This is a genomic window from Aeromonas sp. R5-3 (assembly GCF_040908225.1).
Taxonomy (GTDB): Bacteria; Pseudomonadota; Gammaproteobacteria; order Enterobacterales; family Aeromonadaceae; genus Aeromonas; species Aeromonas dhakensis.
Genome location: NZ_JBFODH010000020.1, coordinates 16951 through 31702, shown reverse-complemented (window position 1 = coordinate 31702; position 14752 = coordinate 16951). Strand labels below are relative to the sequence as shown.

The following is a 14752-nucleotide window of genomic DNA, read 5'->3' as shown; positions in this document are numbered from 1 at the left end:
CTGTTGGCCGGGTTCAAACCGGCACCTCTGCATTCAAGTCACAATCCAGATGGGCGACCGCATCGCGGCTCACCTGCTCGCGCCGCTCGCCGGTCAGCTCGCTGAGCCGGCCCTGGCGCATCTCCAGCAGCCGGTCGGCCTGGGAGAAGTAGAGATCGTCGTGGCTGATGGCGATCACCGTCTTGCCCATCTCCTTGAGGCGCGGCAGCAGCAGCTGATAGAAGATGCGGCGGAACTGGGGATCCTGATCCGCAGCCCACTCGTCGAACAGCATCACCTCGCGCTGCTCGGCCAGCGCCAGCAGCAGGGCGACCCGCTTGCGCTGCCCCTGGGAGAGGTCGATATCGGCGATGAAGCCATCTTCGATGGCGAGCTTGCTGCCCATCTGCAGCCGCTCCAGCCACTCGGCCACCAGCTCATCCTTGGGTTCCGGCCCCAGCAGGTGCTGGAACAGGTGATAGTCGGTGAAGATGGCGGAGAACAGCGCCAGATAGGCGTTGCGATCGGTGACCGTCTCCCCATCCAGCAGGATCCGGCCCGCTACCGGCTGATAGAGTCCGGTCAGCAGCATGGCCAGGGTCGACTTGCCGGAGCCGTTGCCACCTATGATGAAGATTTGCTCCCCCCGCTCGATCACTAGGTTGATGGGACCCACTGCGAAACCACCCTCCCCCTGATAGTGAAAGCTCACCTGCTCCAGCTCGATGCGCTGCCAGGCGCGGGGTGCGGACGGCAGCGGGAAGTCGGCGTCCGGCGCGGCCAGATTGAGGGCCGCTATCTTGTCGAACGCCACCTGGGCCGAGAGCAGGGTCGGCAGCGCGCCAATGCCCTGCAACAAGGGGGTACGCAAGAACAGCAGGGTCAGCGCGAAGGTGGCGGCCACCTGGGTGTCGGCCCAGCCCAGCCCGTTGGCCAGGAAGAAGACCAGGCCGATGGCCCCCAGCATCATGATATTCGACCAGTTCACCGCGCTCAGGTGATAGGTGTCGGCGCGAATGATCTGCTCCCGATAGTCCTGCGCATTCTGCTGATAAAGCTGGTGGTAGACGAAGTGGGCCCGCTCGCGGTTGAGCGCCAGCTCCTTGCTGCCAGCGATGATGGCCTGATAGTTCTGATAGAGCCGATCCTCGGCCTGACGCATGTGGGAGAGATGGCGATAGACCCGGTTCACCAGCAGCCAGCCCACCACCATGGTGAAGGTGACCCAGAGCGTAGTGACGCCGAGCAGGGCCGGCGACAGCCAGCCAAGGTAGAGAGCCGACCCCAGGGTGAGCACCAGACCCTGCACCAGCTCGGGCAGGCGCACGAAGGCGATGGTGATCTGGCCGATGTCGCTGGAGAGGGAGGCCAACAGCGGCCCCTGGCCAATCTGGCGCAGGCGGGCGACATCGGTATCCAGCAACTGCTTGAGCAGGCGGCCGCGCAGCCGGTAGACGAAATGATGGCCGAGGGTGGTCAGCGCCAGCTGAGAGCCGAGCGTGATCACCAGCAGCAATAAAATGAGGCCGATCAGCTGGCCGAGCACCGGCAGCGGATCGCCGACGGATTCGACAAGAGACTGATTGATAAAGGCAATGACACCAATCCCGCTGACGGCACTGAGCAGGCTGAGCAGGGTAATGGCGATGAAGGGCCAACGATATTGGCGATAAACCAGAGACAAGAGTTCCATAACGGACCGGTATTCCAGAGAGATCAGAGCAACTGCAGATGAAAAGAAGGGCGGGAACCCGGTTCCCGCCCCACTCCGATTACCAGCGGTAGTTGATGCTGCCCACTACGCTGCGCGGCTCGCCGTAGTAGCAGTAGTAGTCGCAGCTGGCCACGTAGGTATCACCCAGCAGGTTGTTGACGTTGAGCTGAGCCCGCCAGTTCTTGGCAAAGTCATACCCGAGCATCGCATCCCACACGGTATGGGCCGGCACCTGGGCCGAGCCGTAGACGGGGGTGTAGTCCGCATTCACGGCGCCGATGCCGACGCTGGAGCCGACGTAGCGCACGCCGCTACCCAGCTCGAGACCGGAGACCGGACCCTGCTGCACCTTGTAGTTGCCCCAGAAGGAGGCCTGGTGGCGCGGGATCAGGCTGGCACGGCGATCGCCATTGCCGGTGTCGTTGGTCTTGGCATCGGTATAGGTGTAGGCAGCGGTGAGGCGCAGCGCCTCGGTGGCCTGCACGCTCCCTTCCAGCTCAACCCCCCGGGAGGTCACTTCGCCGGCCTGGGTCTGCTGGCCGGAACCGGTGGAGACCAGCGAGTTGGTCTGCTCCAGATCGAACAGGGCCAGGTTGATGTAACCATCGAGGAAGCTCGGCGCGTACTTGACGCCGGTCTCGTACAGGGTGCCCTTGAGCGGCTTGTAGGATTCACTGGTGTTGGGGTCGATACCCGGCAGCACCTCGAACGACTCGGCATAGGCAACATAAGGAGAGAGACCGTTGTCGGCCAGGTACATCAGGCTGCCGGAGAGGGAGAGCTCGTGATCATACTGCTTCTCGTTCTTGCCCTTGGCTTCGCTGATGTTGTGGGTCTCCACGTAGTCGAAGCGACCGCCGCCGGTCAGCAACCAGCGATCGTCCCAGCGGATCTGGTGCTGGGCATAGAGGCCGCTCTGACCCTTGGTACTCTTCTGGTGGGTGGCGGTGGACTCATCAAAACCGGGGAAGCCGCTGTAATCCGGGTGCTGGGTATTTATGGTTCCCATCCACTGATCAGCTTCCATCCCCTCGTTGACATGGCGCTGCAGATCCACCCCCAGCAGCAGGGTCTGTTCTGTGCTGTCGGTGTTCCAGTAGCCCACCACCTGGTTGTCCATGGTGGCGCTCTTGGTGTTGCCATCCCGATAGATCATGCCACGGCCACGAACCGGCATATTTTCATCGGGTGTCGCAGGCCAAGCAGCCCAAGGATATATATAGGTCTGGCGCAGCAGCAGATCGTTGTAGTTGAAGCGGACATTCTGCTTGAACTCCCAGGTCTGGTTGAGCTGGTGGGTCAGCTCGTAACCGGTGGAGAGCTGGGTGTTGCGGTTGCGATCGTAATCCGGCTGGCTCAGGTTGGTACTGGGATCTATCTGGCCACCGCTGGTATTGAGGGTGCCGTAAACCGGGAAGAAGCCGTTGGTCGGCACCCCTTCGTCGTGCAGGAAGCTGGCCAGCAGGGTCAGGCTGGTGCGATCCGAGAGATCGAAGGTCACACTCGGCGCCAGATAGACGCGATCGTTGTAAGTGCCGTCCAGCACGCCGTCACGCTCCTTATAAAGAGCAACCATGCGATAGCGGCTGTTGTCGGAGAGCGCATCGGAGACATCCACCCCGATCTGGCGGTGATCCCGGCTGCCCAGCTGCAGATCCAGCAACCCCTGCGGGGTGGCGGTCGGCCGCTTGCTGATGGCATTGATCACGCCGCCGGGAGGCGCCTCGCCATACAGAATGGAGGCCGGGCCTTTCAGCACTTCCACGCTCTCCAGGCCGAACGGCTCCGGCGTCCAGACGTAATAACCATTCATCCTGAGCAAACGGCTGCCATCCAGATAGGAGGCGACATCGAAGCCGCGCACCTTGAACCAGTCGGTATTGTTGTCGGAGCCATAGAGACCGGTGAGCACGCCGGAGCGGTAGCGCAGGGACTCGTCAAGCTGCTGCACGGCACGCTGATCCAGCTCCTCGCGGTTGACCACGGAGACGGCGCGAGGCGTCTCGGCCATGGGCACTTCCACCTTCATGGCGGTGCCGGTGACCACCATGGTCTCGCTGGCTTTGGGCAGTTCTTTCGGTTGTTCGGCCGCCAGCACGGGCAGGCTGGCCAACAGGCAGGAGAGCGGCAGCAGTTGCTGTGCCCCTCTCTTTCGCATCGCTGCGATGGGAGTGTTTTTTTGCGCAATCATAGTAAGTGTCTCAAATATCAATGAGTTGTTTCTGATTTCTTATTATTGGTAGCCGGTCATGCCGGTAGCCCGGTTCCTCAGGCGAATAAAGCAGCGACATGCTACTACAGGAGCCATGATCGAATCGATTCAATAATTGCTAATCATTTGCATCCGCATTGTTACTTGAAGTATCAGGAGCCGAGCGGAGAACACACAAGAGGAGGAAACGGCCCCTTTTCGACACGATCGCAAGACTGGGCTGGATCGGCGGGCGTGGATCCCTTTTTTCCGTACAAAAGCAGCGAGGATCCATTATCCCCAAGCTTTATCCATATTTATCCACACCCTTTGGCGGTAGAATCCGGCTTTCTCTTGCTTCGTCTGAAATCAGGATCCATTCCATGGCCAAACTCAATCTCGTCGTCGGCTCCATGCTGGGCGCCTCTGAATATGTCGCGGACCACGTCGCTGGCCTGCTGGAACAAGCGGGCCACCAAACCGAGATCCACAACCCTGCCAGCCTGGCCAGGGTGCTTGCCGAGCCGGAGGCCATAGTGCTGGTGGTCACCTCCACCCACGGAGCCGGCGATGTGCCCGACAATCTGCAGCCTTTCGCCAAGGATCTTGCCGAGCAGCGTCCGGATCTTGATGGCTGGAAATACGGGATGATCGCGCTGGGAGACAGCAGTTATGACACCTTCTGCCAGGGTGGCAAGACGCTGGATCGACTGCTGGCCGAGTGCGGCGCCAGCCGGATTGGGGATCGTCTCGACATCGACGTGACCCGGCACGAGATCCCGGAAGATGCGGCCGAAATCTGGATCCGGAACTGGTTGGCTCTGATCGCCTGAACCGGGAGCGGGAGATCCGGCATGAACGGCTCGATCTCCCCGCTTATCCCCAGATCGCTATCCACCAGGTTATTAACAGGTGGATCCGGAGAAGTTGTCCCAAGGGTTCCCCTAGAATGCTCCGAGAAATTGTGAATAACTCCTGTGTGAAACTCTGTAAAACCTATAGTTATCCATGTATGAAATCTAAACCAAAGGGTGTCTGTGTATAAAAACCCTTGTTATCCCCCAGTTCACGGGGCCAGGATCCAAGCTTTTCCACAACCAGAGATCGCTCTTAAGACGATGATCTTTATGATCAAAAAGTGCTTATCAACAGAAGCGGCGGATCCTAATAAAAGATCCAATAAAAGATCGATCTAAAGATCCTTAAGATCTATTTAGTGGATCCTCCCTCCATACTGAACGTTAAGTAGACGTTCCCCTCAGGACGCTAAACAGATAGAATGTTCCGCCCTCGAGCACAGGCAAACAAAGATCTTCAGGCGTGCAGATCAAGGTGATCCCCAATGCAATACCATGAACAATTTGATGTGATCGTCGTCGGTGGCGGTCATGCAGGAACCGAAGCGGCAACAGCGGCAGCCCGGATGGGCCTCAATACCCTGTTGCTGACCCACAATATCGATACGCTGGGACATATGTCCTGCAACCCGGCGATCGGCGGGATCGGCAAGGGACACCTGGTCAAGGAAGTTGACGCTCTCGGCGGGATCATGGCGTGTGCCATCGATCTTGGCGGGATCCAGTTCCGTACCCTCAACTCCTCCAAGGGCCCTGCAGTTCGCGCCACTCGCGCCCAGGCGGATCGTCTGCTTTACAAGGCGGTCGTGCGCCAGATGCTGGAGAACTACCCCAACCTGAAGATCTTCCAGCAGGCCTGTGACGATCTCATCATGGACGGGGATCGGGTTGCCGGCGTGGTCACCCAGAGCGGGATCCGCATCAGCGGCAAGACGGTCGTGCTGACCGTGGGTACCTTCCTGAACGGCCTGATCCACATCGGCATGGAAAACTACAAGGGGGGCCGCGCCGGGGATCCTCCCTCGATCGCCCTCGCCCAGCGCCTGCGGGAACTGCCGCTGCGCATTGATCGCCTCAAGACAGGTACGCCGCCCCGCATCGATGCCCGCAGCGTCGATTTCTCGGTGATGCAGGCCCAGCACGGTGACGATCCGCGTCCGGTCTTCTCCTTCATCGGCGATGCCAGCCAGCATCCGCGTCAGGTGCCCTGCTACGTTACTCATACCAACGAGCGCACCCACGAGGTGATCCGCAACAACCTGGATCGCAGCCCCATGTACGCCGGGGTGATCGAGGGGATTGGCCCGCGCTACTGCCCGTCTATCGAGGACAAGATCACCCGTTTTGCCGACAAGACGGCGCACCAGATTTTCGTCGAGCCGGAAGGCCTGACCACCCACGAACTCTACCCGAACGGGATCTCCACCAGCCTGCCGTTCGACGTGCAGGTGCAGATCGTCCGCTCCGTGCGCGGCTTCGAGAATGCGCATATCACCCGCCCGGGTTATGCCATCGAGTACGATTTCTTCGATCCGCGGGATCTCAAGGCCAACATGGAGAGCAAGTGCATCGGCAACCTGTTCTTCGCCGGCCAGATCAACGGCACTACCGGCTATGAAGAGGCGGCAGCCCAAGGCCTGCTGGCCGGTCTGAACGCCGCCCTGCGTGCGCAGGGCAAGGATCCCTGGCATCCGCGCCGGGATCAGGCTTACATCGGCGTGATGATGGACGATCTCTCCACCCTGGGAACCCGCGAACCCTACCGCATGTTCACCAGCCGTGCCGAATATCGCCTGCTGCTGCGGGAAGACAACGCCGATCTGCGCCTGACCGCCATCGGCCGCGAGCTGGGCCTGGTGGATGACGAGCGCTGGAGCAAGTTCAACGCCAAGATGGAACAGGTGGAGCAGGAGCGTCAGCGCATGCGCTCGACCTGGATCCACCCACAACATCCGTCGCTGGAGGCGGTCAACGCCCTGGTCAACACCCCGCTGACCCGCGAGCAGAGCCTGGAAGAGCTGCTGCGTCGCCCCGAGGTGACCTACGATGCGCTGATGGCCATCGAGGGGGTCGGGCCTGCGCTGAGCGATTCGGCCGCCGCCGATCAGGTGGAGATCCAGATCAAGTACGCCGGCTACATCGAACGCCAGCACGACGAGGTGGAGAAGCAGCTGCGCAACGAGAACACCCTGCTGCCGCTGGACATGAACTACCGCGACGTCAACGGCCTCTCCAACGAGGTGATCGCCAAGCTCAACGATGCCAAGCCGCAGACCATAGGTCAGGCGTCCCGCATCTCCGGCATCACCCCGGCGGCCATCTCCATCCTGCTGGTTCATCTGAAAAAACACGGCCTGCTGCGTAAAACCGCCTGAGGATCCTACCGTTGCAAAACATGCTGGAAAGATTGAACGGCCTGCTCATGCAGGCCGGAATTGTTATCACCGAGACCCAAAAGACCCAGTTGGTTCGGCTTGTCGAGTTGCTGCACAAGTGGAACAAGGCTTACAATCTCACCTCGGTACGAGATCCGGACGCCATGCTGGTCAAGCATATCCTCGACAGCCTGGTGGTGAGCCGGCACCTGCACGGTGAGCGCTTCATCGATGTGGGCACTGGCCCGGGGCTGCCCGGACTGCCGCTGGCGATCATCAATCCGGACAAGCAGTTCGTGCTGCTGGACAGTCTGGGCAAGCGGATCAACTTCATCCGCCAGGTGATCCTGGAGCTGGGCTTGATCAACGTGACTCCCGTCAAATCCCGGGTCGAGGAGTATCAGCCCGAGGTGGGATTTGACGGCGTGCTGAGCCGGGCCTTCGCCTCACTGGAGGACATGCTGGGCTGGTGTCACCATCTGCCGTCGGCCCAGGGCAGCTTCCTCGCGCTCAAGGGACAATATCCCGAGCAGGAGCTGGCCCAGTTGCCCGCCAACATCCGTCTGGTCGCCTCCCATCAACTGGTGGTGCCGGAGCTGGAAGGCGAACGTCATCTGCTGGAATTCAAACATATCCAGCCCGAATAGGGTCGCAGTTTCATTTAGGGGACAGTGTGGGAAAAGTCATCGCCATAGCCAACCAGAAGGGTGGAGTGGGTAAAACCACCACCTGTGTGAATCTGGCCGCCTCCATGGCCGCTACCCGCCGCAAGGTGCTGGTGATCGATCTGGATCCGCAGGGCAATGCCACCATGGGCAGCGGTGTCGACAAGTACGAAGTCGAGCGCACCGCCTATGAGCTGCTGATCGAGGACGCCCTCATCGGCGAGGTGATCATCCCCGAAACCTCCGGGGGTTATCACCTGATCGCCGCCAACGCCGACGTGACCGCGGCCGAAATTCGTCTGATGGAGTTCTTCGCCCGCGAGATCCGCCTGCGCAACGCGCTGGCCGCGGTGCGGGACAAGTACGACTACGTCTTCATCGACTGCCCGCCTTCTCTCAACATGCTGACCGTCAACGCCATGGCCGCCGCCGACTCCGTGCTGGTGCCCATGCAGTGCGAATACTATGCGCTGGAAGGGCTGACCGCCCTGGTGGACACCATCAGCAAGCTGGCAGCCGTGGTCAATCCGGATCTGAAGATCGAAGGGGTGCTGCGCACCATGTTCGATCACCGCAACCGGCTGGCCAATGATGTGTCCGATCAGCTTAAACAGCACTTCGGGGACAAGGTCTATCGCACCATCATTCCCCGCAACGTAAGACTGGCGGAGGCACCGAGTTTCGGCGCCCCGGCCATGCACTATGACAAATCATCGGTGGGCGCCAAGGCCTATCTGGCTCTGGCTGGCGAGATCCTGCGTCGCCAGGAGCAGGAGCGTCAGGTGACCATCGCAGACCGAGACAGCATATGACGCCGAAAAAACGTGGGCTGGGCAAGGGGCTGGACGCTCTGCTCAGCACCAGCACGGCCGCGCGCCAGAAGCAGGTGATGAGCGATCAGCGCACCGAGCAGGCCATGGCCCCGACCCCGACCAACCAGGGCGAACTGCGCAAGCTGCCGGTGGAGTGGTTGCAGTCCGGCAAGTACCAGCCGCGCAAGGACATGTCGCAGGATGCGCTGGAAGAGCTGGCCAACTCCATCCGTGCCCAGGGGGTGATCCAGCCCATCGTGGTACGCCCCCTCGGCGAGCAATCCTTCGAAATCATCGCCGGTGAGCGGCGCTGGCGCGCCTCCCAGCTGGCCCGCCTCGAGGTGGTGCCCTGCCTGGTCAAGGACGTGCCTGACGAGGCTGCCGTCGCCATCGCGCTCATCGAGAACATCCAGCGTGAGGACCTCAACGCCATCGAGGAGGCGGTCGCCCTGCAGCGGCTGCTGACCGAATTCGAACTGACCCACCAGCAGGTGGCCGATGCGGTGGGCAAGTCCCGCACCACGGTGACCAACCTGCTGCGCCTCAACCAGCTCAACGACGACGTGAAGCGCTTCGTCGAGCACGGTGACCTCGACATGGGCCATGCCCGTGCCCTGCTGGCCCTGAGCGGCCAGGCCCAGTCCGAACTGGCCAAACTGGTGGCCCAGAAGGGGCTGACAGTGCGAGATACCGAGAAATTGGTGCAAAAGGCGCTTGAACCGGCAAAAGCCAGGGTCGAGCCCGTCCGCGATCCCCAGTTTGGTTATCTCGAGCGCCAGATCTCAGAAAAAATTGGCAATCAGGTGCAACTTCAGCCGGGAAAACAGGATAGCGGCAAGTTAGTAATTAGTTACGAGAACTTGGCGGATTTGGACCGGGTATTGAGCTATTTTGGCCTGTCAGAATCGTGATTTTTACGCTTTTTGTAGTAATAAAACATCCATTCCTTTTGATATGAACATAACCTTAATTCTGTGCGGAAAGCCGCAAAAATTAAGGATTTTTGCCATGTTGCAATAGCTGTCTTCAAGGGTATAATTTGACCGGCTTTTTGGGCTGTAAACGCGGGGTCTTCGGATCCCGATTTTTTACAGTTCTGTAATGTTCAGGGGTAGGTTGGTGAAGCAGAAAATAGCCTTGGAAGGTTTAACGCTGGCCTTGGCTATGCTCGTTTGTCAGCTCGTCCTGATCCTGGCGATCAGTACCGTCTGGTTTTACCAGGCCGGTGCGTTTGCCGGACGCTCCTCTCTCTACGGGGGGAGCATGTACTGGGTTCCTCAAGCCCTGTTCACGCTCTGGGTTCTGCGCCGCAAGGTGACGAAAGAGAGCGTGGGCCTGGTTCTGCGGGACTTTTATGGTGGGGCAGGGATTAAGCTCATTACTACAACAGGACTTTTCGCCCTGATGTTTGGCGCCGGGATCGAGGTCGATACCGTCTCGTTCTTTGCCACTTATATCCTCGCCCTCGTTGTACAGTGGATAGTCTCATTCACGCTTAACAACCACTATTAGGAAAACTCATGTCTGCAACCGGAGAAGTCCTGACTCCTCAGGGATATATCTCCCACCATCTGACCCATCTGCAAGTCGGGTCTGGGTTCTGGACAGTCAATGTCGACTCAATGATATTTTCTGTTCTGTTGGGCGCTCTGTTTATCTGGTTGTTCCGCCGCGTAGCCGTCAACGCTACCAGTGGTGTGCCCGGTAAACTGCAGTGCTTTGTGGAGATGCTGGTCGAGTTTGTGAGTGGTAACGTCAAGGACATCTTTCACGGTCGCAACAAGGTCATCGCACCTTTGGCCCTGACGGTGTTTGTGTGGATCTTCCTGATGAACCTGATGGATCTGATCCCCGTTGACTTTATCCCCCACGCTGCACAGTTGATGGGTGTTCCCTATCTGCGTGTGGTTCCCTCTGCTGACGTTAACATCACCATGTCCATGGCTTTGGGCGTGTTCTTCTTGATCCTGTACTACAGCATCAAGGTCAAGGGTATCGGCGGGTTTGTGAAGGAGCTGACGCTTCAGCCTTTCAACCACCCGGCGGCCATCCCGGTTAACCTCATCCTGGAAACTGTTACGCTGATTTCCAAACCTGTTTCTCTGGGTCTTCGACTGTTCGGCAACATGTATGCTGGCGAACTGATCTTTATCCTGATTGCGGGTTTGCTACCCTGGTGGTCTCAGTGGATCCTGTCCGTGCCTTGGGCAATTTTCCACATCCTGATCATCACTTTGCAGGCGTTTATCTTCATGGTGCTGACCATCGTCTATCTGTCGATGGCTCAAGAAGACCATGGTTGATGCAACTCAAATAATCCTTTTTATACAATCAATTACATCTAAATAAATGGAGATCCTCATGGAAAACTTGAACATGGACCTGCTGTACATCGCTGCTGCAATGATGATGGGTCTGGCGGCTATCGGCGCTTCCATCGGTATCGGTATCCTGGGTGGCAAATTCCTGGAAGGTGCAGCTCGTCAACCGGACCTGATCCCTGTTCTGCGTACCCAGTTCTTCATCGTGATGGGTCTGGTGGATGCGATCCCGATGATCGCCGTTGGTCTGGGTCTGTACGTGATGTTTGCGGTTGCCGGCTAAGTCATAGCGACCTCCGGACATAACCCATTAACTAACTAAGAGGACACAGGCTGTGAATATCAACGCCACCCTCCTCGGCCAAGCAGTTGCTTTTTTCTTCTTCGTAGTGTTTTGCATGAAGTACGTGTGGCCGCCGCTGATGGCTGCCATCGAAGCCCGTCAGAAAACCATTGCTGACGGCCTCTCTTCTGCCGAGCGTGCCAAGAAAGATCTGGATTTGGCCAAGGCCAACGCCACCGATCAGCTGAAAGAAGCCAAGCTCCAGGCTGCAGAAATCATTGAACAGGCCAACAAACGCAAGGCCCAGATCATTGATGAAGCTGCTGCCGGTGCCCAATCTGAGCGGGAAAAAATCCTGGCTCAGGGCCGTGCCGAGATTGAAGCTGAACGTCATCGTGCCAAAGAAGAACTGCGTAAGCAGGTTGCTGCTCTTGCCATTGCTGGTGCAGAGAAGATCCTGGCGCGCCAAATCGACCAGGCTGCCAACAGCGACATCGTCGACAAGCTGGTAGCAGAACTGTAACGGGAACGGGGCTATGTCTGAACTGACTACAATCGCTCGCCCCTACGCCAAGGCTGCTTTCGAGTTTGCCGTTGAGCACAAGGCGGTTGACCAGTGGCTGGGGATGCTCGGCTTCGCTGCACAAGTAGCGGAGAACGAGACCATCCACAACCTGGTAAACGGCTCTGTGGCTGCCGAAGAGCTGGCAAAGTTGTTTGTCGGCATCTGTGGTGAGCAACTCGACGAGCATGGTCAGAACCTGATCCGGGTGATGGCCGAGAATGGTCGCTTGGGTGTGCTGCCGGCGGTCGTTGCCGAATTCGTCGCGTTCAAGGCTGAACTGGATAAAGAAGTTCAGGCTGACGTGATTTCGGCGATCGAACTGACCGACCAGCAGAAAGCCAATATTCAGGCTTCTCTGGAACAACGTCTCGCGCGCAAAGTGAAGCTGAATTGCAGCATGGATGCGTCCTTGATGGCCGGGGTGCTCATCAAGGCCGGTGACCTGGTTATCGACGGCACGGTCCGCGGTAAGCTGGATCGCATGGCTGACGCGCTGCAATCTTGATTGGGGTATTAGAGCATGCAACTGAATTCCACTGAAATCGCCGAGCTGATCAAGCAGCGCATTGCGCAGTTTGATGTAAAGAGCGAAGCGCGTAACGAAGGTACCATCGTCTCTGTGAGCGACGGTATCATTCGTATTCACGGCCTGGCCGATGCCATGCAAGGTGAGATGATCGAGCTGCCGGGCAACCGCTACGCTCTGGCATTGAACCTGGAGCGTGACTCCGTCGGTGCGGTGATCATGGGTTCCTATGACGGTCTGTCAGAAGGAATGAAAGTAAAAGGGACTGGCCGTATTCTGGAAGTGCCGGTCGGTCGTGGTCTGTTGGGCCGGGTGTTGAACACCCTGGGTCAGCCGATCGACGGTAAAGGTCCAATCGACAACGACGGCTTCTCGCCGATCGAAGTGATTGCACCGGGCGTTATCGAGCGTAAGTCTGTTGACCAGCCGGTCCAGACCGGTCTGAAAGCCATCGATGCCATGATCCCTATCGGTCGTGGCCAGCGTGAGCTGATCATCGGTGACCGTCAGGTGGGTAAGACTGCCATCGCCATCGACACCATCATCAACCAGAAAGACTCCGGCATTAAGTGTGTCTACGTTGCGATCGGCCAGAAGGCCTCCACCATCGCCAACGTGGTACGCAAGCTGGAAGAGCACGGCGCCCTGGCCAACACCATCGTGGTGGTTGCCTCTGCCTCCGAAGCGGCTGCCCTGCAGTACCTGGCTCCGTATGCCGGCTGCTCCATGGGTGAGTACTTCCGTGACCGCGGTGAAGACGCGCTGATCATCTATGATGACCTGTCCAAGCAGGCCGTAGCTTATCGCCAGATCTCCCTGCTGCTGCGCCGTCCGCCAGGACGCGAAGCCTACCCGGGCGACGTTTTCTATCTGCACTCCCGTCTGCTGGAGCGTGCTGCTCGCGTCAACGCCGAGTACGTAGAGAAGTTCACCAACGGTGAAGTGAAAGGCCAGACCGGTTCTCTGACCGCCCTGCCGATCATCGAAACCCAGGCTGGTGACGTATCCGCGTTCGTTCCGACCAACGTGATCTCCATCACCGATGGCCAGATCTTCCTGACTTCACAACTGTTCAACTCCGGTATCCGTCCGGCCGTTGACCCGGGTATCTCCGTATCCCGTGTAGGTGGTGCCGCTCAGACCAAGATCGTCAAGAAGCTGTCCGGTGGTATCCGTACCGCGCTGGCCCAGTATCGCGAACTGGCTGCATTCGCCCAGTTCTCTTCCGACCTGGACGATGCGACCCGCAAGCAGCTGGACCACGGTCAGAAAGTGACCGAGCTGATGAAGCAGAAGCAGTACTCTCCGCTGAGCGTGGCTCACCAGTCTCTGGTGCTGTTCGCCGCGGAAAAAGGCTATCTCTCCGATGTCGAGCTGAACAAGATCGTCGACTTCGAAGCCGCTCTGCTCTCTTACGCCAATACCCAGCATGCCGAGCTGATGGCTGAAATCAATGCCAAGGCCGACTACAACGACGCGATCGTTGGCAAGCTGACTGCGTTGCTGGACAACTTCAAGGCAACCCAGACCTGGTAAGCGTGTGTGGCAGCGCGAGCTGCCACCTGATGGAGAGTAAGAGATGGCCGGCGCAAAAGAGATACGTAACAAGATCGCGAGTGTGAAAAACACTCAGAAGATCACCGGCGCTATGGAAATGGTGGCAGCAAGCAAGATGCGCCGTGCGCAAGATCGCATGTCTGCCAGCCGTCCGTACGCTGAAACCATGCGCAAGGTGATCGGCCATATCGCTCAGGGGAACCTGGAATACAAGCACCCCTACCTCATCGAACGTGAGGTCAAGCGAGTGGGTTACATCGTCGTCTCCACCGACCGTGGCCTGTGTGGTGGTCTGAACATCAACCTGTTCAAGGCTGCCCTCAATGACATGAAGCAATGGAGCGCGAAAGGAGCCAAGGTTGACCTGGCTCTGATCGGCAACAAGGCCTCCAACTTCTTTGAACGGCACGGCGCCAAGGTGAAAGCTCACGTCGCAGGACTGGGCGATAACCCGAGCGTCAATGACCTGATTGGTTCAGTCAAGGTCATGCTGAAGGCTTACGACAACGGTGAGATTGACAGGCTGTATCTGGTGTACAACAAGTTCGTCAACACCATGGTTCAGCAACCACGAGTCGATCAACTGCTGCCTTTGCCCGTAACTGAAGACAGCAAGCTCGCCAAGAAACACCACTGGGATTACCTCTATGAGCCGGATCCCAAGCAACTGCTGGATACCCTGCTGATTCGCTACGTCGAATCCCAGGTCTACCAGGGGGTAGTGGAAAACTTGGCAAGTGAACAGGCAGCCCGAATGGTTGCCATGCAAGCCGCGACTGACAACGCCGGTAACCTGATTAACGATCTGCAACTGGTATACAACAAGGCCCGTCAGGCCAGTATTACCCAGGAACTGACAGAGATCGTGTCCGGTGCTGCTGCGGTGTAAGGCAAGGGTTATCAAAGG

14 protein-coding genes are annotated in these 14752 nt (G+C 58.6%); 12 read left to right on the top strand and 2 right to left on the bottom strand.

Annotated features, from left to right (window positions below):
• Positions 1-13: 13 nt before the first annotated feature.
• Together AB5Y95_RS11450 and AB5Y95_RS11445 are read right to left on the bottom strand one after the other, a co-directional pair.
• Positions 14-1672, bottom strand: coding sequence for a multidrug ABC transporter permease/ATP-binding protein (locus AB5Y95_RS11450; protein ID WP_368161088.1), 1659 nt, complete (start codon positions 1670-1672; stop codon positions 14-16).
• A 79-nt stretch (positions 1673-1751) separates the two neighbouring features.
• The gene (locus tag AB5Y95_RS11445) at positions 1752-3884 is read right to left on the bottom strand and encodes a TonB-dependent siderophore receptor (protein ID WP_368161086.1); all 2133 of its coding nucleotides are present in this window, start codon (positions 3882-3884) and stop codon (positions 1752-1754) included.
• Between the two features lie 383 nt (positions 3885-4267).
• On the opposite strand from AB5Y95_RS11445, the gene mioC reads away from it, so the two are divergent.
• The 12 genes from mioC to atpG all read left to right on the top strand — a co-directional run bounded on the left by mioC (position 4268) and on the right by atpG (position 14734).
• Positions 4268-4717: an FMN-binding protein MioC gene (gene mioC, locus AB5Y95_RS11440; RefSeq protein ID WP_368161084.1), complete on the top strand. Its 450-nt coding sequence runs from the start codon at positions 4268-4270 to the stop codon at positions 4715-4717.
• A 509-nt stretch (positions 4718-5226) separates the two neighbouring features.
• The gene (gene mnmG / locus AB5Y95_RS11435) at positions 5227-7116 is read left to right on the top strand and encodes a tRNA uridine-5-carboxymethylaminomethyl(34) synthesis enzyme MnmG (protein ID WP_368161082.1); all 1890 of its coding nucleotides are present in this window, start codon (positions 5227-5229) and stop codon (positions 7114-7116) included.
• A gap of 20 nt (positions 7117-7136) precedes the next feature.
• Positions 7137-7763: a 16S rRNA (guanine(527)-N(7))-methyltransferase RsmG gene (rsmG, locus tag AB5Y95_RS11430; RefSeq protein ID WP_368161080.1), complete on the top strand. Its 627-nt coding sequence runs from the start codon at positions 7137-7139 to the stop codon at positions 7761-7763.
• A gap of 26 nt (positions 7764-7789) precedes the next feature.
• Entirely contained in the window at positions 7790-8593 is an 804-nt protein-coding gene (locus tag AB5Y95_RS11425; RefSeq protein ID WP_368161079.1) for a ParA family protein, read from the top strand.
• Positions 8590-9504 (top strand): ParB/RepB/Spo0J family partition protein, encoded by a 915-nt coding sequence (locus tag AB5Y95_RS11420; RefSeq protein ID WP_010635594.1) that lies wholly within the window; start codon positions 8590-8592, stop codon positions 9502-9504. Before AB5Y95_RS11425 ends, AB5Y95_RS11420 begins: the two co-directional genes overlap by 4 nt.
• A 190-nt stretch (positions 9505-9694) precedes the next feature.
• A complete protein-coding gene (locus AB5Y95_RS11415) occupies positions 9695-10105 on the top strand; it encodes an ATP synthase subunit I (RefSeq protein WP_010635593.1) in 411 nt (136 codons plus the stop codon).
• 8 nt (positions 10106-10113) lie between these two features.
• Entirely contained in the window at positions 10114-10896 is a 783-nt protein-coding gene (gene atpB, locus AB5Y95_RS11410; protein WP_005307200.1) for a F0F1 ATP synthase subunit A, read from the top strand.
• A 58-nt stretch (positions 10897-10954) separates the two neighbouring features.
• On the top strand, positions 10955-11197 hold the full coding sequence (gene atpE, locus AB5Y95_RS11405; RefSeq protein WP_005307205.1) for a F0F1 ATP synthase subunit C: 243 nt from the start codon (positions 10955-10957) through the stop codon (positions 11195-11197).
• Positions 11198-11249: 52 nt separating this feature from the next.
• Entirely contained in the window at positions 11250-11720 is a 471-nt protein-coding gene (gene atpF, locus AB5Y95_RS11400; RefSeq protein WP_005307207.1) for a F0F1 ATP synthase subunit B, read from the top strand.
• 13 nt (positions 11721-11733) lie between these two features.
• On the top strand, positions 11734-12267 hold the full coding sequence (gene atpH, locus AB5Y95_RS11395; RefSeq protein ID WP_005307208.1) for a F0F1 ATP synthase subunit delta: 534 nt from the start codon (positions 11734-11736) through the stop codon (positions 12265-12267).
• A 15-nt stretch (positions 12268-12282) separates the two neighbouring features.
• On the top strand, positions 12283-13824 hold the full coding sequence (atpA, locus tag AB5Y95_RS11390; protein ID WP_005307210.1) for a F0F1 ATP synthase subunit alpha: 1542 nt from the start codon (positions 12283-12285) through the stop codon (positions 13822-13824).
• A 43-nt stretch (positions 13825-13867) separates the two neighbouring features.
• Positions 13868-14734, top strand: coding sequence for a F0F1 ATP synthase subunit gamma (gene atpG, locus AB5Y95_RS11385; RefSeq protein ID WP_005307212.1), 867 nt, complete (start codon positions 13868-13870; stop codon positions 14732-14734).
• Positions 14735-14752: the final 18 nt, after the last annotated feature.